The sequence below is a fragment of the Mycobacterium sp. UM_WGJ genome, from assembly GCF_000455125.1.
Classification (GTDB): domain Bacteria; phylum Actinomycetota; class Actinomycetes; order Mycobacteriales; family Mycobacteriaceae; genus Mycobacterium.
On sequence record NZ_AUWR01000038.1, the window covers coordinates 1 to 20,882 of the forward strand.

A 20,882-nucleotide genomic window follows, 5' to 3' on the forward strand; every position below is an offset into this window, starting at 1 on the left:
GGTGGGTTCCAGCTGGGCGTAACGTCAGCTCAAGACCCGGAAAGACCCGACGCAGCGGAGGGGGCTGCGTCGGGCTTTTCCGTTTCCAGACATCAAGGACTCATCAAGGTTGGACCCGGCGCCGTTAAGAGCGCGTCAAGGCAGCAGCTAACCGAGCACCGTTGCGGCACGGTAGATCTCGTGACCGGAACCGTGTCGGCTCGATCGGTTAGGAGAGGGTGATGTTGATGTCGTTCGTGAGCGCGCAGCCAGTGGAGCTGACGGCCGCGGCCGGCGAATTGACCGGTATCGGCTCGGCGATGGCTGCCCAGAACGCGGCAGCCGCCCCGGCGACCACCGGCGTGGTCCCCGCGGCGGCCGATCCGGTGTCGGCGTTGACCGCCGCCCAGTTCGTCGCGCACGCCGGCCTGTACCAGGCGGTCAGCGCGCAGGCTGATGCGATTCACCAACACTTCGTCGCCACATTGGCGGCCGGCGCGGGCGCGTACGAGGCGACCGAGGCCGCCAACGCGATCGCAGCCCGCTAGCTCCCGCACCCGCAACGGATCAAGAAATGATGGATTTCGGTGCGTTACCACCGGAAGTCAACTCCGCATGGATCTACACCGGCCCGGGTGCGGCGCCCTTGATGGCGGCCGCCACGACCTGGCATGGCCTGGCCGTGGAGCTGGGGTCGACGGCCGCGGCCTACCAGGCCGTGGTCACCCGGATGGCCGGCGAACTGTGGGCGGGTTCGGCGTCGGCATCGATGGCCGCCGCGGCGGCTCCCTTCGTGGCGTGGATGAACACCACCGCCGATGCGGCCGAGCAGTCCGCCACCCAGGCCACCGCGGCCGCGGCCGCATTCGAGACCGCGTTCGCCATGACGGTCCCCCCGCCGGTGATCGCGGCCAACCGCAGCCTGCTGATGGCCCTGGTCGCGACCAACTTCCTGGGACAGAACACCCCGGCGATCACGGCCACCGAGGCGCACTACGCCGAGATGTGGGCCCAGGACGCCGCAGCCATGTACGGCTACGCGGGTTCGTCGGCGGTAGCGGCGCAGGTGACTCCGTTGACCGCACCCGCCGACCCGGCCAACCCCGGCGGGCTGGGCGGGGTGGCCCAACTGATCTCGGCGGTCCCCTCCGCCCTGCAAGGCCTTTCGTCGCCGCTGCAAGCTGGATCGTCGTCGGCGTCGGCGATGCTCAGCAGTCTGCTGGATCCGGCGAACCTGGGTTCACTGGCGAGCTCTGGTGGCTCCAATCTGGTCGGGGTGCTCTCGAACATGCTGGGCATCTTCAGCAGCGTCGGCGGCGCCGCCCCGACACCGGTGCCCGCGCTCGCCGCGGCGCCGGTGTCGACCGGCGCGGTGGGACTGGCCGGCGCGGCCGGCACGAGCGCCCACGGCGCCACCGTGGTGGCCGGTCTGGGGCGGGCCGGGTCGGTCGGCCTGTTGTCGGTGCCACCGACGTGGGCCACCGGCAGCACGGCTGCCGGGGCCGCCACCACAGCCTTGCCGGGAGGGACCTTGGCCGCCGCCGAACGCGCTGTGGGCGCCATGCCCACCGGCATGCCGATCGGGACACTCGGCGCGCGTGCCACCTCGGCGGCCCCCGCCCCCAGCTACGGATTTCGGCCCACCGTCACGATGCACCCGGTGGCAGCGGGCTGAGCAGGGAAGACAAATCACCACTGGAGGACGCGGCCCGACGGACCCAGCCGGACCTGAAAGCAAACCGTCAATAATCCGGGTCAGACCGTAAAGAACTCGTTAACGCCGCTGGTCTTCCCCAGGTCTAGGGAAAAAGTGGAGCGGGACCGAGCCCAGCCGGGGGCCGGCTCGAATCTCACAAGGAGCTGTCATGTCGTTCCTGACCACCCAACCCGAGGCGCTGTCCGCCGCGGCCGGTGAACTGCAGACGATCGCCGGGGCGCTCAACGCCCAGAACGCAGCCGCGACCAGCCCGATCACCGGGCTGGCCCCGGCCGCCGCCGACGAGGTCTCAGCGTTGCAGGCCGCCCAGTTCTCCGCCTACGGCACCCTGTATCAGCAGATCAGCGCGCAGGCCGCAGCGATGCAGGAGATGTTCATTCACACCCTGCGTGCCAGCGCCGACTCCTACGGGGAGACCGAGACCGCCAACTCGGCAGCGGCCGGACTGGGCACCGCCACCTCCGCGTTGGGGAGCACCGGCGTGGGGGCCGCCGACCCGACGTACGGGCTTGGCGGAATCGCCAGCAACTCCGCCATCCTGGCCGCCATGCAGGCCACCAACCTCGGGTCGGCTGCCTCGGAGTTCACCGGCCTGGGCAAGGGCTACATCACCAACCCTCCGGGCGTCATTCACCACATCGAGGGTGTCGGCGAGCACGCCAACCTGATCTCGCGGGCCGCGCCAGAGGCCGGTGTCCCGGCCGCGGCCGCCGCCGGCCAGGGAGCACCCGTCAACAAGATGTCAGCACCACCGAGCTGGGCCGCTGAGGCCGCACCGGCCGCCGAGCCGCGCCCGCTCGTCGCCGCAGGATCAGCCGAGGTCGAGCCGCGCGGCGCCGCCACGGTGCCAGCCGGAGCACCGGCGGTCGCCGCCGCGAATCGTGGCGGACCCGGATTCGGCCGGCCTCGCTACGGCGTCAAGCCGGTCGTGATGCCGCGCAAGCCGATCGTCTAGCACCAGCAGCGCCGCGGCCGAAATCGACTAGAGGAAACGGACTTCCCCACCATGGACTACGCAGCTCTGCCCCCCGAGATCAACTCCACACGGATGTACGCGGGCGCTGGGGCCACTCCGATGACCGCCGCCGCGACGGCCTGGAACGCACTCGGCGCCGAATTGGCCACGACGGCGGCCTCCTACGAATCGGTGATCTCGACGTTGACTGGCGAAGAATGGCGCGGACCGGCCGCGGCGGCGATGGCCGCCGCCGCCCGGCCCTACGTGGCGTGGCTCAACACCACCGCCGCGGCCGCCGAGCACGCCGCCGCCCAGGCATCGGCCTCCGCCGCCGCCTACGAGGCGGCGTTCGCGATGACGGTGCCCCCCGCGGTGGTCGCCGCCAACCGGGCCCAGTTCGCGGCGCTGGTGGCAACGAACTTTTTGGGGTTCAACACCGCGGCCATCGCGGCGGTGGAGGCCCAATACGCCGAGATGTGGGCACAGGACGCGATGGCCATGTACGGCTACGCCGCCTCGTCAGCGCTCGCGGGAACGCTGCAACCGCTGAGCTCGCCCGCGCCCAGCACCAACCCGGCCGGGATCGCCGGTCAGGGCGCCGCGGTTGCCCAGGCCTCGGCCGGCAGCGCGCAGAACGGGCTGTCGCAGTTGGTCTCCGGTCTACCGTCGGCCATGCAAACCCTGGCGGCGCCGGCCATGGCGACCCAGCCGGCGCAGAGCGGCATCACCGACTTCCTGTCCAACTTCATCGGCTCCACCCAGAACATCGGTATCTGGAACGGACTGCAGACCTACAGTTCGGCGTTGAGCAACGCCGGTGCCTGGCACCTGTTCGCCGGCATCGCCAGCGCGTACGCCATCGCGACCGGGCCGGCGCAGGCACCGGTCTGGCCGGAGATGGTGCTGGCGGACGCGGTTACTACACCGGCTGGAGCCGCATCGGGCGGCGCCCCCGTGCTGGCCGGTGTCGGGAACGGCGTCCCGGTGGGCGGGCTGTCGGTGCCGTCGAGTTGGCCGGCCGCCGTCCCGACAACGGCCACGTCGATCCCGGAAGGCAGCGCCACCTTGGTCAGCCACGGCTGGACCGAGGCCGAGGAGGGCGCCGCGGTCAACACCGTGGGGGCCGGCGTGCCGGGCATGGCATCGGCCGGCCGCAGCGGTGCCGGTCTCAGCAACCCGAGGTACGGGTTCAAACCCACCGTGATGGTGCGGCCTGTCGTCGCTGGCTGATGTCCTCGGTTGCCGCGATGATGGACGGGTGAGTGTCGTGAGTCAGCGCGGCCGGCGCGGAGAACCACGGGGAGAACTCCGCATCTACCTCGGAGCCTCGCCCGGGGTCGGCAAAACCTACGCGATGCTCGGCGAAGCCCATCGCCGAGCCGAGCGCGGCACCGACGTCGTCGCCGCCGCGGTCGAGACCCACGGCCGCAGCAAGACCGCGGAACTGTTGCAAGGCATCGAGATCATCGGCGAGCCCGAGGGCGAACTCGATGTCGCCGCGGTGCTGCGACGCCGGCCGGAGGTGCTGCTGGTCGACGATCTCGCGCACACCAATGCCGCGGGCAGCCGCAATCCCAAGCGCTGGCAGGACATCGAGGAACTGCTCGCCGCGGGCATCACCGTGATCTCCACGGTCAACGTCCAGCAGCTGGAGAGCCTCAGCGACGTCGTCGCCAAGATCACCGGAACCACCCAGCACGACACCGTCCCGGACGCGGTGGTGCGGCAGGCGGCCCAGATCGAACTCATCGATGTCGCGCCGGAGGCGTTGCGGCGCCGGCTTTCCCACGGCAACGTCTACCCACCGGAGAAGGTCGACGCGGCGCTGGCCAACTACTTCCGCGGCGAGACCCTCACCGCGCTGCGGGAATTGGCGCTGCTGTGGCTGGCCGGACAAGTCGACGCCGCACTGACCCGCTACCGTGCCGACAAGAAGATCACCGAGACCTGGGAAGCGCGCGAACGCATCGTCGCCGCGGTCACCGGCGGGCCGGAGTCCGAGCCGCTGGTCCGCCGGGCCTCCCGGATCGCGTCCAAGGCCGGTGGTGAGCTGCTGGTGCTGCACGTTCTGAGTAACGACGGCCACTCCGGGGCCCCGGCTCCCTGGGTGGGCAAGCTACGCCAACTGGCGACCAGTCTGGGCGCCTCGCTGCACACGGTGATCGGCGATGACGTGCCGGCAGCGCTGCTCGATTTCGCCCGCGACGTCAACGCCACCCAACTGGTGATCGGCAGCTCGCGGCGTTCCCGCTGGGCACGCATCCTCGACGAGGGTGTCGGCGCGGCCGTAGTGCAGCAGTCCGGCGACATCGACGTGCACATCGTCACCGACGACGACACCAAACCGAACTTCCGGGCGCTGTCGATCTCCCCGCGGGAGCGCCGGGCGGTCTCGTGGCTGGCCGCGATCATCGTCCCGTGCCTGGTGTGCCTGGTGGTGGCGGGCTGGCTCGACCACTACCTCGACACCGGGCAGAGCGCGCTGTTCGTCGTCGGGGTGCTGCTGGTGGCCCTGTTGGGCGGTATCGCGCCGGCGGTGCTATCGGCGTTGCTGTCCGGGATGTTGCTGAACTACTTCCTGCTCGCGCCGCGCCGCGACTTCACCATCGCCGAAACCGACGCCGCGGTGACCGAGGTCGTGCTGCTGCTGGTCGCGGTCGCGGTCGCGGTCTTGGTCGACGGCGCAGCCAAACGAGCCAGGGAGGCCGGCCTCGCCTCCCGCGAAGCCGAGCTGATGACGCTGTTCGCCGGATCCGTGCTGCGCGGCGCCGACCTGGGCACCCTGCTGGAGCGGATTCGCGAGACCTACGCTCAGCGGGCGGTGAGCCTGGTCCGTGTTCCGGGCGGCACCGGCGTCCCCGAAGTGGTGGCCTCCGTCGGCGAGATGCCCTGCACCTCGGTGGATCTCGCGGACACCTCGATCGATGTGAGCGACGACGAGTTCTCGATGCTGATGGTCGGCCGGCAGTTGGCCTCCCGGGACCGCAGGGTGCTGTCGGTGGTGGCACGGCAGGCGGCCGGGCTGGTCCGCCAGGAGGAGCTGGCAGCCGAAGCCGGCCGGGCCGATGCGGTGATGCGGACCGACGAACTGCGCCGCTCCCTGCTGTCGGCGGTCAGCCACGATCTGCGGACCCCGCTCGCCGCCGCCAAAGCGGCGGTGTCGAGCCTGCGTGCCGACGACGTCGACTTCTCCCCCGACGACACCGCCGAGCTGCTGGCCACCGTGGAGGAATCGGTCGACCAGCTCACCGACCTGGTGGGCAATCTGCTGGACTCGTCGCGGTTGGCCGCCGGGGTGATCCGGCCCGAGCTGACCAAGGTGTATCTCGAAGAGGTGGTGCAGCGCGCTCTGATCGGGATCGGCAAGCGCAGCAACACCTTCCGCGGCGGCGGCCTGGACCAGATCAAGGTCGAGGTCGGCCCGACTGTCGCGATGGCCGACGCCGGACTGTTGGAACGGGTACTGGCCAACGTGATCGACAACGCGTTGCGCTACGCCTCCGACAGCGTGGTACGGGTGACCGCGGGCCACGTGGGCGAGCGGGTGCTGATCAACGTCGCCGACGAGGGCCGCGGGCTGCCCCGGGGCGGCGAAGCGCACGTATTCGACCCGTTCCAGCGCCTCGGCGACCGCGACAACACCAGCGGTGTGGGCCTGGGACTGTCGGTCGCCCGGGGTTTCACCGAGGCAATGGGCGGCACCATCTCGGCGACGGAGACACCGGGCGGCGGGTTGACCATGGTGGTGGACCTGGCCGCCCCGGCGGGAGAGAGCTGATGAGCACACGGGTTCTGGTCGTCGATGACGAGCCGCAGATTCTGCGCGCCCTGAAGATCAACCTGTCGGTGCGCGGCTATGAGGTCGTCACCGCGGCGACGGGCGGCGGCGCACTGCGCGCCGCGGCCGAACAGCGCCCGGACGTGGTGATCTTGGACCTGGGACTGCCCGACATCTCCGGCATCGAGGTGCTGGCCGGGCTGCGCGGCTGGCTGACGGCGCCGGTGATCGTGCTGTCCGCCCGTACCGACTCTGCCGACAAGGTGGAGGCGCTGGACGCCGGTGCCGATGACTACGTGACCAAACCATTCGGGATGGACGAGTTTCTGGCTCGGCTGCGAGCGGCTGCGCGGCGTAATGCCGCGACCGCCGAAATTGATCAGCCGATAGTCGACACTGCCTCGTTCACCGTGGATCTGGCGGCCAAGAAAGTCACCAAAAACGGTGGCGAAGTGCACCTGACCCCCACCGAGTGGGGAATGTTGGAGATGCTGGTGCGCAACCGGGGCAAGCTGGTCGGCCGCGACGAGTTGCTCACCCAGGTGTGGGGTCCCGCGTACGCAAAGGAAACCCAGTACCTCCGGGTCTATCTGGCGCAGTTGCGGCGCAAACTCGAAGACGATCCCTCAAACCCCAAACACCTGCTCACCGAGGCCGGGATGGGTTATCGCTTCGAAGTGTGAATTTTTGAGGTTTTGAAATCCGGCGCCGCGGATATGCCTGGGAGAACCTAACGGAAGGAGTTTTACCGTGTTCTCCCAGATCGCCAAGAAGACGGCAATAACAGCAGCTGGCCTCGCGACGGTCGGAATGCTCGCGGTGGCGCCGGCTTCTGCGGACCCACAAGTAGTCGGATTCGGTCAGAGCGAAGAGATCCAAAGCCCTGGCGGAGCCATCGACTACACCGTCAAGAACCTGCAACCCAGCGGGCACAACGACGGCATTTGGTATTCCGATGTGACGGCCAAGGCGGTCAGCGGTTCTCCCACCCCGAACATCGCCGACTTCAACGCCCGCGCCGTCAACAGTTCGACGTTTGCGGTGATGAAGGGCAACGAAGTCGACGGCCTTCCTAACGGGCCGATCGCAGCCGGCAGCCAGACCAGCGGACGCATCTACTTCGATGTCAAGAACGGCACCGCGCCGGACAGTGTCGTCTACCGCGACGCCGCCGGCGTCGACAAGGTTGTCTGGAAGCAGTGACCGGCTAATCGGAGACGGTGATCGACAGCACAATGCCATCCAGGATGTCGTGCTCGCTGACTACCAACTCCGTGATTCCGGCGCGCTGCGCCAAGATGCGGGCCAGTTCCTGGACCACGATCGCGCCACCGCCGATAACATCGACGCGGCCGGGGTGCATCGGGCCCAGGGCGGCCCGCTCGGCGCGGCTCATGCCGATCAGCTGATCGCAGACCGCCGTCAGATCCTCGAAGCCGACTCGGGACAGATGGATTGCGGCCGAGTCGTATTCGCCCATTCCGTGCGCAAGAGCCGACAGCGTGGTCATGGTGCCCGCCACCCCCACCCAGGTTCGGGCCTGCTGCACCGGCACCGCCCGCACCGCCTCCCCGAGTAGCTCCCGGGCCACCGCGGCAGCGGCGGCGACTTCTTCGGCGGTAGGCGGGTCGGAGTGCAGGCAACGCTCCGTCAGCCGGACGCAGCCGACGTTGGCCGAAAAGCTCGCCGTCACCCCGTTGTCCGGATCGCCCAGCACCACCTCGGTGGAACCACCGCCGAGGTCGACGACCACGAATGGCCCGTCGGCACTGTCCAATTCACCCACCGCGCCGCGGAAGGACAGCTCGGCTTCCTCCTGGCCGGTGATGACCTCGGCGACCGCCCCCGGAACGGCGCGTCCCAGCACCTGCGCCGTCATGTCGAAGAAAACGTCGCGGTTGGCCGCGTCCCGGGTGGCTGAGGTCGCGACCATCCGCACCCGTGAAACACCGTGTGCCGCCAACAACTCGGCGTAGTCCTCCAACGCCGCACGGGTGCGTTCCAGCGCCTCGGGGGCGAACCGTCCGGTCGCGTCGACGCCCTCGCCCAACCGGACGATGCGCATCTCTCGATGAACATCGCGCAGCCGGCCGTCAACTGGCTCCGCGATCAACAGCCGAATCGAGTTGGTGCCGCAGTCGATTCCCGCCAGGCGCGTCACAGCCAGTCCCCCGGTGCCAGAATCCCGGCCATCGCCGGCTCGGCGGCCAGGATGGCGAGCGCCTCGTCACCGAAAGGGTTGACGCCGCGGCCCTTGGCCAGGGAATGGGCCATCAGCACGTGCAGGCATTTCACCCGCTCGGGCATGCCCCCGCCGGTGAAGGTGGTTCCCAACGTTTCGATCGCATCACGCTCAGCGAGATAGGCCTCGTGAGCGGCCCGATAGCCGGCCGCGAGCTCGGGATCGTGCTGCAGCCGCTCGGTCATGTCGGCCATCAGACCCGACGATTCCAGCCGGCTGGCCGCGGCGGTCAGCGCCGGATGCGTCAGGTAGTACAGCGTGGGAAACGGTGTACCGTCCGGCAGTTTCGGGGCCGTCTTGACCACGGCAGGTTCACCGTTGGGGCACCGATAGGAGATCTCCAGGACGCCGCGCGGCTCACGGCCCAGCTGCCGGCCCACCGCATCCAGGTCGGCGGGATCAACCAACGGGCACCACCGGTGCGGGCGGAACCGGAAGCCCGGGAGCGCCCGGGGGCGCAGCAGGCGCAGCCGGCGGAGGGTGCGGCGCGTCGGCGATGGTGTGCCACAGTGAGGTGTACCAGGGATCGCCGGTGGGCGCGTCCAGGGGCTCGGCCCCCGGCTCGCCCGGCACCTCGGCCGGCGCGGGCAGCTGGACCTGGTACGGGATCTCGCCTGGCATGACAAAGCCGAGCCGCTGGCGGGCCTGCGCGCGGATGTGCGCGGGGTCGTCCAAGTTGGCCTTCTGTTGCTGCAGGTCGGTGATCTGGCGGTGCAGGGTGTTCTCCAACTGGGACTGCTGTTTCATCTCCGCGTGCTGGGCGAAGAACGTACGGACCGGCCCGGCGACGGTCAGGGTGAGCACACACATCACGGCGGCCAGGATCACCGCCCGCCGGGCGGTGAAGCCGACCCGCAGCTCCGAACTCTGCTCGGCCGCCGCCGCGATGGCTCGTTTGACCGCACCGGCCGGTGACGGCGGTGGGGTCCGCGGGGCGCCAGGTCCCCGGCGCACCGGCGGCGTCCGGCGCGGGTGCGCCCGTCCGTTCTCCCCGCCGCGTCCCGGCCGCGACGTCGCGGCACGCCGCTTGGCGTCAGGACGTTTCGGATCGGACATGGCAGCGGCCCCTGGCGGCTACTTGCTCTCCGGCGCGTAGCGGGGGAAGGCCAGCTCGCCGGCGTAACGCGCGGCGTCGCCGAGTTCCTCCTCGATCCGCAGCAGCTGGTTGTACTTGGCCACCCGCTCGCTGCGGGCCGGGGCACCGGTCTTGATCTGACCGCTGCTGACGGCCACCGCCAAGTCGGCGATGGTGGTGTCCTCGGTCTCGCCGCTGCGGTGACTCATCATGGTGCGGTAACCGCTGTGGTGGGCCAGGGTGACCGCATCCAGGGTCTCGGTCAGCGTGCCGATCTGGTTGACCTTGACCAGCAGTGCGTTCGCCGCGCCCCGCTCGATGCCCTCCTCGAGCCGTTCGGGGTTGGTGACGAACAGGTCGTCGCCGACGAGCTGCACCCGGTCCCCGATAGCCGAGGTCAACGACACCCAGCCGTCCCAGTCGTCCTCGGACAGCGGGTCTTCGATGGACACCAGCGGGTAGCTGTCGAGCAGCTTGGCGTAGAACTCGGCCAGCTGGGCCGCGGTGCGGTTCTGCTTCTCGAAGGCGTAGCCGCTGCCCTCGGTGTAGAACTCGGTGGCCGCGACGTCCAGCGCCAGCGCGACGTCGGTGCCCAGCTTCAGGCCGGTGGCCTCGATCGCGGTGCTGATCAGGTCGAGCGCGGCGGTGGTGCCGGCGACGTCGGGGGCAAAACCACCCTCGTCACCGAGCCCGGTGGACAGACCCTGCTTCTTCAGCACCGCCTTGAGCGAGTGGTAGACCTCGGTGCCCCAGCGCAGCGCCTCGGCGAAGTTGGGGGCGCCGATCGGGGCGACCATGAATTCCTGGACGTCGACGCCGGTGTCGGCGTGGGCGCCGCCGTTGAGGATGTTCATCATCGGCACCGGCAGGATGTGGGCGTTGGGGCCACCCAGGTAGCGGTACAGCGGGAGCGCCGCGGAGTCGGCGGCCGCCTTGGCCACCGCCAGCGAGACGCCGAGCATGGCGTTGGCGCCCAGCCGGGACTTGTCCGGGGTGCCGTCGAGATCCACCAGCGCCTGGTCCACCAGCCGCTGGTCGTCGGCGCTGATTCCGATGACCGCCGGCGCGATCTGGTCCAGTACCGCGGCGACCGCCTTCTGCACGCCCTTGCCGCCGTAGCGGGCGCCCCCGTCGCGGAGTTCCACGGCCTCGTGCTCGCCGGTGGATGCACCCGAGGGCACCGCGGCCCGGGCGAACGTGCCATCTTCCAGCGCGACCTCGACCTCGACCGTGGGGTTGCCGCGGGAATCGAGAATCTCGCGGGCGCCGACCTGCTGGATGATGGGCACTGACTTCTCCTTGAGCGTGGGTGGGGCTGGCCGTCGTGTTCTATCGGAGGCCTGTTGGGAGCCTAGCTGTACGTCGCCTTACTCCGTACCGGACACCACTACAGCGGGCGACCGGCCGCGTACGCGGCGGCCCAATCCCGGACAGCGCGGGCGTAGATCTCCGACTCGTTGTAGGCCATCAACGCCGTCATCCAGCCCTTGGGGGTGGCCAGATCCTTACCGCGCCAGCACAGATAGCCGGCCGCTGACAGGGCGGCGTCGTCGATGTTGTCGGGGCTGACGATGCCGTCATTGTTGGCATCAACGCCGTAGAGCCGCCAGGTCTCCGGAATGAACTGCATCGGGCCCATCGCACGGACCACCCCGTCGTCGTCGGCCAGGTCCGGTTGGACTTCTTCGACGATGTGGAGATTGCCTCCGGAGCCGTCGAGCCGGACCCCGCGGATCTTGGGCCGCACGTCTCCGTTCCGCGCAACCGTGGCGTTGTTGTAGTGGCCGTGATGACTCTCGATCTGGCCGATGCCAGCCAGCGTGGTCCAGCCCAGATGACAGTTGGGGTTCTCCACCTCCGCCACCCGCGCGGCGTAGGCGTAGGCCTCCAGTGCGGTGATGGGAATGCCGAGCATCGGGGCTCGCTCAGCGGCCCATTGATAGAGCTGGTCGGCAGGTCGGCCCGCTGCGACGTCAGTACTGACCGGCGGGACCGGGTCGCCCGGCGGCGGCGGCACGCCCTGCGGGATGGGATTACCGAGCTGCCAGCTGCAACTGGATGCCAGCAGCACAGCCGTCGCGCCGACGACGGCGGCCGTCCGCAGCCAACGTAGCGCCGACACCGCTCTCCCCAACCTCGAAGCTATGGTTTCGCGTACATCGTTCCATGACTGGGCCATCAGCGAGGCATGCCAACCGGCCGCTTCGGCCGCGCTAGCCGCAAAAACGGCTCTGCCAGCGCGAACCCGGCCGGTCTATGCGGCGGTTCCCGCGTCGCTGAACCGTCTGCTAACCGGTCAGCTCACTGCGGTCAGGATCGGCCAGCAGCGCGTCACGTGCGCGCGCGACTCGAGATCGGATGGTGCCGACCGGGCAGTCGCAGACCGCCGCGGCATCGGAATAGGACAGCCCGAACAGTTGGGTCAGCAGCAGCGCCTCGCGCTGATCGGTCGACAGGCCGGCGATCAACTCGGTCACCTCGACGACATCCTCGAAACCGCGGGTCGGCCGGTCGCGGTCCAGCAGCAGTGCGGGGTCGACGCCCGGTGCGGTGCGCGGACGCGCCTTGAGGTAGCGAATGTGGTCGGCCACCACCCGCCGAGCGATAGCCAGCAGCCAGGTCCGCGCACTGGAACGGCCGGCGAACCGCTGGATAGCGCCGATCGCCCGCAGGAACGTCTCCTGAGTCAGGTCGTCCGCACTGACACCGTCGAACAGGTAGGCCACGAAGCGCCAGACATCGTGCTGAGTGGCCTTGATGAAGGCCTCCAGCGCACGGGCATCGCCGGCGGCGGCGGCAACGGCGAGGGCGGTGACAGCATCGTCAGGATCGCCTTGGACCCGCTCAGCTCCCGCCATGAACACCCACCTTAGACCCGGGTTCGCAGAGCCATTACGACGCATGGTCGTAGAGCTGTCCGAGTGGTTGACCGACCGCAGATGGCGCCGCCGGCCGCGACCGGCGCCCGCCGCCGGGACTGCCCCGTCAGCCGCGCCGTCCGCGCCCCATCGGGCCGGGCGCGGGCCTGCCCCGCCCATCCGCTGACGCGCCACCAGCAAAGCGAACACCAAGCCGATCAGCACCGGCAGGTGGCTGGCGATCCGAGCTGCCGTCACCTGACCGTGGTAGGCGTCGACCGCCACATAACCGCCCAATGCCAGGGCATAAACTCCCGCGATCGCGGCGACCCCGGCCGCCACGGACGGCCAGATACCGGCGGCGATCATCGCCCCGCCCAGCGCCAACAACCAGGCGGTGGACTCGTGCAGCAAATGCGCCCCGGTGGCCGCGCCGTGCCCGTGGCCGTGCGCCGAAACCATGCCGAAGTCCACACCGGCGATCTGGATACCCGCCAGCGCCACCTGGAGCACCCCGACGGCGATCAGCGCCGGACGCCGGAAACCCCACCGCGACCAGACGCTGTCGCCGGAGTTCTCGGTGGTGATCGATGTCACCCCGGCCGCCGCCAGGATCTGGGCGGCCAGGTCAGGGCCGTGCCCGGCGCCACCCTCGCTGTTGATGTCAGTGAGCCGGCGGGCCTGGGCAGCCGCGCCGACCAGCCAGCGCCGGCAGCCGCGGCATGATGCCAAGTGCGCATCAACCTGCTGCGCCGGCAGCTCCTGCTGCTCGCCGTCGAGCAGCGACGACAGGGTCTCCCGCACCACCTCGCACCGCATGCCGCCATAGTCGCTCATCCGGCGCGTGGAAACAAAGGGGCATCCCCAGGGAACCAAATCGACCCACAACGCGACTACTGATTGACGATGTGAAGATCACCAAGCGTGGGGAAGAGGTGTTCGATGACCGCACCGGTCTGGCTGGCTTCGCCGCCGGAGGTGCACTCGGCGCTCCTGAGCGCCGGGCCCGGACCTGGTCCGCTACTGGAATCCGCGTCAGCGTACTCGGCGATGAGCGCGGAGTACGCCGAGGTGGCCGCCGAACTCGACGCGGTACTGGCCGGAGTGCAGGGCGCCTGGCAGGGCCCCAGCGCCCAGCAGTACGCGGCCGCGCACGCCCCGTATCTGAGCTGGCTGGCCGAGAGCGCCGCCAAGAGCACCGCTGCCGCCGGTCTGCACCAAACCGCGGCCGCGGCCTACACCGCGGCGCTGGCCGGCATGCCCACCCTGGCAGAGCTGGCCACCAACCACGCGGTGCACGCCACGCTGGTGGCGACGAACTTCTTCGGCATCAACACCGTCCCGATCGCACTGAACGAAGCCGACTACGCCCGGATGTGGGTGCAGGCCGCGGAGATGATGACCGTCTACCAGGGCGTCGCGGGAGCGGCGCTGGCCTCGGTTCCGGTAGCGACGCCGGCGCCGCCGATCGTGGCCCCGGGGGCCGCCGAGGCCGCTGCCGCCCCCAGCTGGGAACAACAGATCGCCGACCTGCTCAGGCAGTACAACATGGGCTTCGCCGACCCGATCGCCAGGTGGCTGTGGTCGCTGCTGGGCGTGGACGGATATCCGATCGAGGCGTTTCCGTTTGCCAGCTCGGTCACCCAGATGCTGCTACAGATCCCGGGCATGACCCCGATCCTGGCCGGGGCGCTGGGCTGGACCACCTTCCACACCCTGACGCTGTTGTGGCCGATGGGCCAGATCGCCGTCCAGATGGCGATCCCGATCGTGATGGCCGCAGCGCCCGCCCTCGCCGCGGCCGCCGGGCTCGGTGCGCTGGGTGCGCTCGGTGCGGTCGGGCTCGACCAGACCGTCGAGCCGACCCCGCCGATGCCGGTGGGAGGCAGCGTCGGCGCCCCGGTCGCCGCGGGTGCCCCGGTGCCCGCGGGAGCCGAGGCGTGCGCCTGCGCGGACCCGATCTCCTCAGCCGGCCCGACCGCTCCTGCCACCGCGAGTGCCGGCATGCCGGCCGGCGGCGCGGCGGGCGGCGGACCGGGCGTCGGATTCGGGCCCACCTCCTGCCTGTACCTGGTGAGCAGCGTCTCCTCGTCGGCGCGGAGCTCCAGCGGTGCGCGACGTTCCCGCAGTGCCGACGAAGAGGCGTCCGAGAGCCAGGGCGCCCCCGGTGAAGCCACCGCGCAGGCCCTGGCCGCCAAGCGCCGGCAGCGGCAGCGCGCCAAGCAGCGCGGGTTCGGCGACGAATACATGGATATGAACATCGGCGTGACGCCGGAGTGGGAGGGACCCGCCGGCACGGCAAGCGCCTCGGATTCCGGTGCCGGACCGCTGGGCTTCGCCGGCACCGCTACCGGCACCAGCCGTCAGGCTTCCGGGATCGCCGTGCTCACCGGTGCGGGGCTCGACACCGAGCCGCGGATCCCGATGCTGCCCGGCAGTTGGGGCGAGGTCTCTGACTCGCAGCGCTAACCCAGTCGGTCGAGCCTTGACGGTTGGAGCCCCATCCGCCTCACCTGTCTCGGCTCCCGAGGGTATGGAGATGTGCCCGCCTGTGAGCGACAGGTCAGACAAAGGCCCAGGTGGGCGCCGGAAAGACGCCTAGGCTCACGCCCCATCTGCACCAGGTTCCCCGCGTATCTCATCCGCCGCGGATTGTCGCTGAGGGGCGGGGCGCCCACCTAACAGCGACAATCAGGGCTCCCACGCACACCGTCATCGCCATTGTCGCTACGACGCGGGCACCCCTCAGCCCGCGGCAAAAGCGTGACATTGGGGGATTTTGAGATGAAAGTGACCTGCGTGAGTACCGGAACGCACAGCCACCTGCGGAAATACCGGGTTGTCGCTCACAGGCGGGCACATCTCCATACCCTCGGGAGTCGCGACCAAAGTGACGGATGAGGAGACCCGGCCGACCCGAGCGGGAGGCTAGGGCTGCGGCCAGTGGGCTCGCCACAGCTCTTCGGTGGGCTCGCCGATGATCGTCTTCTCGACGGCACGGACGGTGTCCATGAGTTCCAAAACCGCTGTCCGCAAATTGTTTTCGGCGTCGACGCCGGCCGCGACGGTCACGGTGGTGACCGTCTCGGGGATCAGGTCGGCGGGCACGCCGGCGCGGACCAGCCGTTGCAGCACTTTCTGGGCCAACGCCAAGGCCGGCTGCGCGGTCGACAGGTCGTCCATGATCGAGTTCCTGGAACTCTTCTCCAGCGTTTTCCGCTCTTCCCACTGCGCCACCTGCTCGGCCAGCGAGATCTCCTCGCCGGCGAGCACCGCGGGCGCGCGGTTGCTCAGCTTGCGCAGCAGCGAATCCGCGACGTCGTCGATACCGAACGGGTTCTCCAGCGCGTCCTCGGCGATGCGGGCGTGGAACAGCACCTGCAAGAGCACGTCGCCCAGTTCCGCACACAGCTCGTCGGCATCCCCGCTGCGGACGGCGTCGAACAGTTCATAGGTCTCCTCAAGGAGAAACCGGCGCAGCGAGTCGTGGGTCTGCTCGCTCTCCCACGGGCCGGTGGTGCGCAACCGGTCCATGATCGCGACGGCGTCGATCAGCCGCTCCCCCGGCGGCGCGTCCGGCGCCGCGATCAGCGTCTCCCCGGCCTCCAGTCGAGCGACCACGTCGGGATGGTTGCGGTCCGAGGACAGCAGTACCGGGGCCGGCACGTCAGAGGCGCCGCCGGTGAGCACCGATCGGGCGGCCGGCAACGACCACGGCACCACGATCGGCAGTTCCTCGGTGTAGACGACCTCACCGGCCAGCAACGCGAGGGCTTCGACCGGGACAAGCGAGGGCCGGCGGGGGTCGACCAGGACGACGGTCATCGTGGTTACCGTACTGCGGGCACCGCGCCGGTGACGTCGATAAGGCCCTGCGGCTTGCCATCCAGGGCCGAGATCAGATCGGCCACCATCTGGACGAGTTCGACGTCGCGGATACGGGGCGCACCGACGGGTGCGCCGGCACCACCGGCACGCGGGATCGGCACCTGCACGGTTGCGGTGGTGGCCCGGTAACTCGCCGACGGATGCATCCGCTTGAGCCGCAACTGGGCGGAGTCCGGCAGCGTCATCGGAGCCAGCCGCAGCGTGGTCGCCGACGCCGCGGACACCTCGGTGATCCCGGCGGCGCGGCACAGCAGCCGCAGCCGGGCCACCGCCACCAGCCGGCCGGCCGGCTCGGGCAGCGGTCCGTAGCGGTCGGTGAGTTCCTCTATCACCGCGGTGATCTCGTCGTCGCCGGGGGCGGCCGCCAACCGCCGGTAGGCCTCCAGCCGCAACCGGTCGGAGTTGATGTACTCCGGCGGCAGATGCGCATCGACCGGCAGGTCGATCCGGACATCCTTGACCTCTTCGGTGGTGATCGTCTCGCCGTTGAAGGCCGCCCGGTAGGCCTCGACGGCCTCGCCGACCAGCCGCACATACAGGTCGAAACCCACCCCGGCGACGTGCCCGGACTGCTCCACCCCCAGCACGTTGCCGGCGCCGCGGATCTCCAGGTCCTTCATCGCCACCGCCATGCCGGCGCCCAGTTCGTTGTTCTGGGCGATAGTGGCCAGCCGGTCATGGGCGGTCTCGGTCAGCGGGCTCTCCTTCGGGTACAGGAAGTAGGCGTAGCCGCGTTCCCGGCTGCGTCCCACCCGGCCGCGCAGCTGGTGCAGCTGCGAGAGCCCGAAGGTGTCGGCACGTTCGACGATCAGGGTGTTGGCGTTGGAGATGTCCAGGCCGGTCTCGATGATGGTGGTGCACACAAGGATGTCGTATTCCCGATTCCAGAAGCCCTGCACCGTGGTTTCCAGCAGTTCTTCGGGCATCTGGCCGTGCGCGACCACCACCCGGGCCTCGGGCACCAGGCCGCGCACCCGGGCGGCCGCCGCATCGATCGAGCTGACCCGGTTGTGCACGTAGAACACCTGGCCGTCACGCAGCAGCTCCCGGCGCAACGCGGCCGCGACCTGTTTGTCGTCGTGGCCGCCGACGTAGGTCAGCACGGGATAGCGGTCTTCGGGCGGGGTGAGGATCGTCGACATCTCCCGGATGCCGGCCAGGCTCATCTCCAGGGTGCGCGGGATCGGGGTGGCGCTCATGGTGAGCACGTCGACGTGGGTGCGCAGCGCCTTGATGTGCTCTTTGTGCTCGACGCCGAACCGCTGTTCCTCGTCGACGATCACCAGGCCGAGGTCTTTCCAGCGCACCCCGGTCTGCAGCAGCCGGTGGGTGCCGATCACCACATCGACGGAGCCGTCGGCCAGGCCGTTGATGGTCGCCTTGGACTCTTGGGTGTCGGTGAACCGTGACAGCCCCTTTACGGTGACCGGGAATCCGGCCATCCGGGTGCTGAAGGTCTGCAGGTGCTGATCGGCCAGCAGCGTGGTGGGCACCAGCACCGCGACCTGCTTGCCGTCCTGGACGGCTTTGAACGCCGCACGCACCGCGATCTCGGTCTTGCCGTAGCCGACGTCGCCGCAGATCACCCGGTCCATCGGCACCGGCTTTTCCATGTCGGCCTTGACCTCGCTGATGGCGGTGAGCTGGTCCATGGTCTCGGTGAACCCGAACGCGTCTTCCATCTCGGCCTGCCACGGGGTGTCCGGGGCGAACGCGTGGCCGGGCGCGGCCTGGCGTTTGGCGTAGAGCGCGACGAGTTCGTCGGCGATCTCTCGGACGGCCTTGCGGGCCTTGGTCTTGGTCTGGCTCCAGTCGCTGCCGCCCAGGCGGCTCAGTGCCGGGGCTTGGCCACCGACGTAGCGGGACAGCTGATCGAGGGAGTCCATCGGCACGTAGAGCTTGTCGGTACCGTTGGCGCCGCGTTTTCCCGAGGCGTATTCCAGCACCAGGTATTCGCGGCGCGCGCCGCCGACGGTGCGCTCGGTCATCTCCACGAACTTGCCGATGCCGTGCTGGTCGTGCACCACCAGGTCGCCGGCGGTCAGCGCCAGCGGGTCCACGGCGTTGCGGCGCTTGGCCGCCAGCCGTTTGCCTTCCGGACCGCTCACCCGGTTGCCGGTCAGGTCGGCTTCGGTCACCACCACCAGGTTGGCGCCGGGGATGACCAGGCCTTCGTGCAGCGGACCCTGCAGAACCCCGACCACTCCGGGCTGCGGCGTCGCGCCCGCGTCCAACAGCGTTGCCGCGGTCTCGGATTCGGCCAGCTGCTCGACGATCCGCCGGGCGGTGCCGACGCCGGGGGCGACTACCGCGGCCCGTCCCCCGGTCGCGATGTGCGCCCGCAACATGACGAAGATCTCGTCGATGTCACGCTGGCGGCCCCGCGCCGACGGGGACGGACGCACATCGAGTTCGGTCGCGTCCGGGTCGGGCAGCTGGCTCAGCGTCCACCACGGGTGCCCGGTGTCCAGCGCCACCTGGCGCACCTGCGCGAACTCACGGAATCCCGAGCCGCCCAGCTGTTCGATGTCGATCGGTGCCTCACCGCCGATCGCCGCCACAGACCAGGACGCCTCCAGGAATTCCCGTCCGGTCTTGATCAGGTCGGCCGCGCGGGCCCGGATCTTCTCCGGATCGCAGACCAGCACCGGGGTGCCCGGACGCAGCTGATCGGTCAGCAGCACCTGCGGGCCGGGCCGCAGCACCGGTCCCAGCGCCTCCATGCCGTCGACCGGGATGCCCTCGGCCAGTTTGGACAGCATCTCGCCGACGGTGCCCAACACGGCGTTCTCGGTGTGCGGCTGATCGCGGGCCAGCTCGGCCGCACGCGCCCGCACATCGTCGGTGAGCAGCAGCTCCCGACAGGCCACCGCGACCACGGTGCCGACCTCGATCTCGGGGATGGAGCGCTGATCGGCCACCGAGAACGGCCGGATCTCGGTGACCTCGTCACCCCAGAACTCGATGCGCACCGGATGTTCGGCGGTCGGCGGGAACAGGTCGAGGATGCCGCCGCGGACCGCGAACTCACCGCGCTTGCCGACCAGGTCCACCCGGGTGTAGGCCAGCTCGACCAGCCGGGCGATCACCGCCTCGAACGGGATCTCGTCACCGACGGCCAGCATGACCGGCTCGATCGCGTCCAGTTGACCGGTCATCGGCTGCAGCAGGGACCGGGCCGCGGTCACCACCACGCGCAGCGGAGGTCCCAGCCGGGCGTCGTCGGGTCGGGCCAGCCGGCGCAGCAGCAGCAGACGGGCGCCGACGGTATCCACCCCGGGCGAGAGCCGCTCGTGCGGCAGCGTCTCCCAGGACGGGAACAGCGCCACCGTATCGCCGTACACCCCGCGCAGCTCCGCGGTCAGGTCGTCGGCCTCGTGGCCGGTGGCGGTGACCACCAGCAGCGGGCCGGTGCGGGCCAGCGCGGCGGCGGTGAAGGGCCGCGCGCCGACCGGGCCGACCAGCGCGAGTTCGGTGGGCGGGTCGCCCGCGCGCTCGATGAGTTCGGCGAAAGCGGGCGCGGTCAACGCCAGGTCTACGAGCCCCGCAATCGGGTTTTGGACAGTCGGGTACCCCGGTGCGGTCATGATGTGGGCAATTCTAGGCGGTGTGGCGGATGCCGACGATTTGCGTTGCGGTACATGCCTTATTCGTCGTGCAGGGTCGGATCGGACTCCAGGTGAGTCAATCCGTTCCAACACAGGTTGACCAGGTGCGCGGCCACCACTTCCTTCTTGGGTTCGCGTACGTCGAGCCACCACTGGGCCGTCATCGACACCGAACCGACCAACGCCTGGGCGTACAGCGGCGCGGTCTCGGGGTCCAGGCCGCGTTTGGCGAAGTCGCCGGCCAGAATCGACGACACCTGGCCGATAGCGTCGTTGAGCAGGGTCGAGTAGGTGCCGGAACTGATCGACGCCGGCGAGTCCCGGATCAGGATGCGGAATCCGTCGGTGTGCTCGTCGACATAGGTCAGCAATGCCAGCGCGACGCGCTCCACCCGCAGCCGGGACTGGTTGTTGGTGGCTTTGGTCAAGGACGTGGTGATGCCGTCCAGCAATGCCGACATCTCGCGGTCCACCACCACCGCGTAGAGGCCTTCTTTGCCGCCGAAGTGCTCGTAGACCACGGGCTTGGACACGTTGGCGCGCTGCGCGATCTCCTCGATGGAGGTGCCCTCATACCCGCGTTCGGCGAACAGCGAGCGGGCGACGTCGATGAGTTGGTGACGACGCTCGCTACCTGTCATCCGGGCTCGAGGCGCCCGGCCGTCCTTGTCCAGACCAGCCACGCGACCAGGGTAGTCCGTGGGACCAGACCGGATTGTCCGACTTCTTACTCGGGCGGCGGGCGGCCCTCGCCGTCGGCGGACTAAAGTCACTGCGAA

Annotated in this window: 17 protein-coding genes and 1 pseudogene; 8 read left to right on the top strand and 10 right to left on the bottom strand. The window is 69.7% G+C overall.

Going from position 1 to position 20,882, the window contains the following annotated elements; translation table 11 throughout:
- The first annotated feature begins 227 nt into the window (after window positions 1-227).
- The 7 genes from N416_RS0112730 to N416_RS0112760 all read left to right on the top strand — a co-directional run bounded on the left by N416_RS0112730 (window position 228) and on the right by N416_RS0112760 (window position 7,635).
- Window positions 228-527 (top strand): PE family protein, encoded by a 300-nt coding sequence (locus N416_RS0112730; protein ID WP_024442493.1) that lies wholly within the window; start codon window positions 228-230, stop codon window positions 525-527.
- A gap of 29 nt (window positions 528-556) precedes the next feature.
- The gene (locus tag N416_RS0112735) at window positions 557-1,654 is read left to right on the top strand and encodes a PPE family protein (protein WP_081654556.1); all 1,098 of its coding nucleotides are present in this window, start codon (window positions 557-559) and stop codon (window positions 1,652-1,654) included.
- Between the two features lie 190 nt (window positions 1,655-1,844).
- A complete protein-coding gene (locus N416_RS24255) occupies window positions 1,845-2,651 on the top strand; it encodes a PE family protein (RefSeq protein WP_024442495.1) in 807 nt (268 codons plus the stop codon).
- Window positions 2,652-2,702: 51 nt separating this feature from the next.
- Complete coding sequence (locus N416_RS0112745) at window positions 2,703-3,884, top strand: PPE family protein (protein ID WP_024442496.1); 1,182 nt, start codon at window positions 2,703-2,705, stop codon at window positions 3,882-3,884.
- Window positions 3,885-3,912: 28 nt separating this feature from the next.
- Entirely contained in the window at window positions 3,913-6,432 is a 2,520-nt protein-coding gene (locus tag N416_RS0112750; protein WP_051190257.1) for a sensor histidine kinase KdpD, read from the top strand.
- On the top strand, window positions 6,432-7,115 hold the full coding sequence (locus N416_RS0112755) for a response regulator (protein ID WP_024442498.1): 684 nt from the start codon (window positions 6,432-6,434) through the stop codon (window positions 7,113-7,115). The genes N416_RS0112750 and N416_RS0112755 overlap by 1 nt, the downstream gene beginning before the upstream one ends.
- 127 nt (window positions 7,116-7,242) lie before the next feature.
- Window positions 7,243-7,635, top strand: a complete 393-nt coding sequence (locus N416_RS0112760; protein WP_081654554.1) for a DUF1942 domain-containing protein — start codon at window positions 7,243-7,245, stop codon at window positions 7,633-7,635.
- A 4-nt stretch (window positions 7,636-7,639) separates the two neighbouring features.
- Here the strand turns inward: N416_RS0112760 and N416_RS0112765 are convergent, their stop codons facing one another.
- The 7 genes and pseudogenes from N416_RS0112765 to N416_RS23890 all read right to left on the bottom strand — a co-directional run.
- Window positions 7,640-8,593 (bottom strand): Ppx/GppA phosphatase family protein, encoded by a 954-nt coding sequence (locus tag N416_RS0112765; RefSeq protein WP_024442500.1) that lies wholly within the window; start codon window positions 8,591-8,593, stop codon window positions 7,640-7,642.
- Window positions 8,590-9,081 (bottom strand): DUF501 domain-containing protein, encoded by a 492-nt coding sequence (locus N416_RS0112770; RefSeq protein ID WP_024442501.1) that lies wholly within the window; start codon window positions 9,079-9,081, stop codon window positions 8,590-8,592. Before N416_RS0112770 ends, N416_RS0112765 begins: the two co-directional genes overlap by 4 nt.
- Window positions 9,074-9,730 carry a septum formation initiator family protein gene (locus tag N416_RS0112775; protein WP_024442502.1) on the bottom strand — a complete coding sequence of 219 codons (657 nt, stop codon included), beginning with the start codon at window positions 9,728-9,730 and terminating at the stop codon, window positions 9,074-9,076. The genes N416_RS0112770 and N416_RS0112775 overlap by 8 nt, the downstream gene beginning before the upstream one ends.
- A gap of 18 nt (window positions 9,731-9,748) precedes the next feature.
- The gene (gene eno, locus N416_RS0112780) at window positions 9,749-11,038 is read right to left on the bottom strand and encodes a phosphopyruvate hydratase (protein ID WP_024442503.1); all 1,290 of its coding nucleotides are present in this window, start codon (window positions 11,036-11,038) and stop codon (window positions 9,749-9,751) included.
- Between the two features lie 98 nt (window positions 11,039-11,136).
- Window positions 11,137-11,871 (bottom strand): lytic transglycosylase domain-containing protein, encoded by a 735-nt coding sequence (locus N416_RS0112785; RefSeq protein ID WP_024442504.1) that lies wholly within the window; start codon window positions 11,869-11,871, stop codon window positions 11,137-11,139.
- Window positions 11,872-12,037: 166 nt separating this feature from the next.
- Window positions 12,038-12,607 carry an RNA polymerase sigma factor SigC gene (gene sigC, locus N416_RS23885; protein WP_231384232.1) on the bottom strand — a complete coding sequence of 190 codons (570 nt, stop codon included), beginning with the start codon at window positions 12,605-12,607 and terminating at the stop codon, window positions 12,038-12,040.
- A gap of 138 nt (window positions 12,608-12,745) precedes the next feature.
- Window positions 12,746-13,444: pseudogene (locus N416_RS23890) on the bottom strand (DUF2275 domain-containing protein); the annotation flags it as partial.
- A 105-nt stretch (window positions 13,445-13,549) separates the two neighbouring features.
- Between N416_RS23890 and N416_RS21620 the strand changes: the two are divergent.
- Window positions 13,550-15,076, top strand: coding sequence for a PPE family protein (locus tag N416_RS21620; RefSeq protein ID WP_036457885.1), 1,527 nt, complete (start codon window positions 13,550-13,552; stop codon window positions 15,074-15,076).
- 459 nt (window positions 15,077-15,535) lie between these two features.
- Here the strand turns inward: N416_RS21620 and N416_RS0112810 are convergent, their stop codons facing one another.
- From N416_RS0112810 to N416_RS0112820, 3 genes are read right to left on the bottom strand one after another with little or no spacing between them, the layout of a single operon-like run.
- Window positions 15,536-16,432 (bottom strand): nucleoside triphosphate pyrophosphohydrolase, encoded by an 897-nt coding sequence (locus tag N416_RS0112810; protein WP_024442508.1) that lies wholly within the window; start codon window positions 16,430-16,432, stop codon window positions 15,536-15,538.
- A 5-nt stretch (window positions 16,433-16,437) separates the two neighbouring features.
- On the bottom strand, window positions 16,438-20,082 hold the full coding sequence (mfd, locus tag N416_RS0112815; RefSeq protein WP_024442509.1) for a transcription-repair coupling factor: 3,645 nt from the start codon (window positions 20,080-20,082) through the stop codon (window positions 16,438-16,440).
- A 59-nt stretch (window positions 20,083-20,141) separates the two neighbouring features.
- On the bottom strand, window positions 20,142-20,744 hold the full coding sequence (locus N416_RS0112820) for a TetR/AcrR family transcriptional regulator (protein ID WP_024442510.1): 603 nt from the start codon (window positions 20,742-20,744) through the stop codon (window positions 20,142-20,144).
- Window positions 20,745-20,882: the final 138 nt, after the last annotated feature.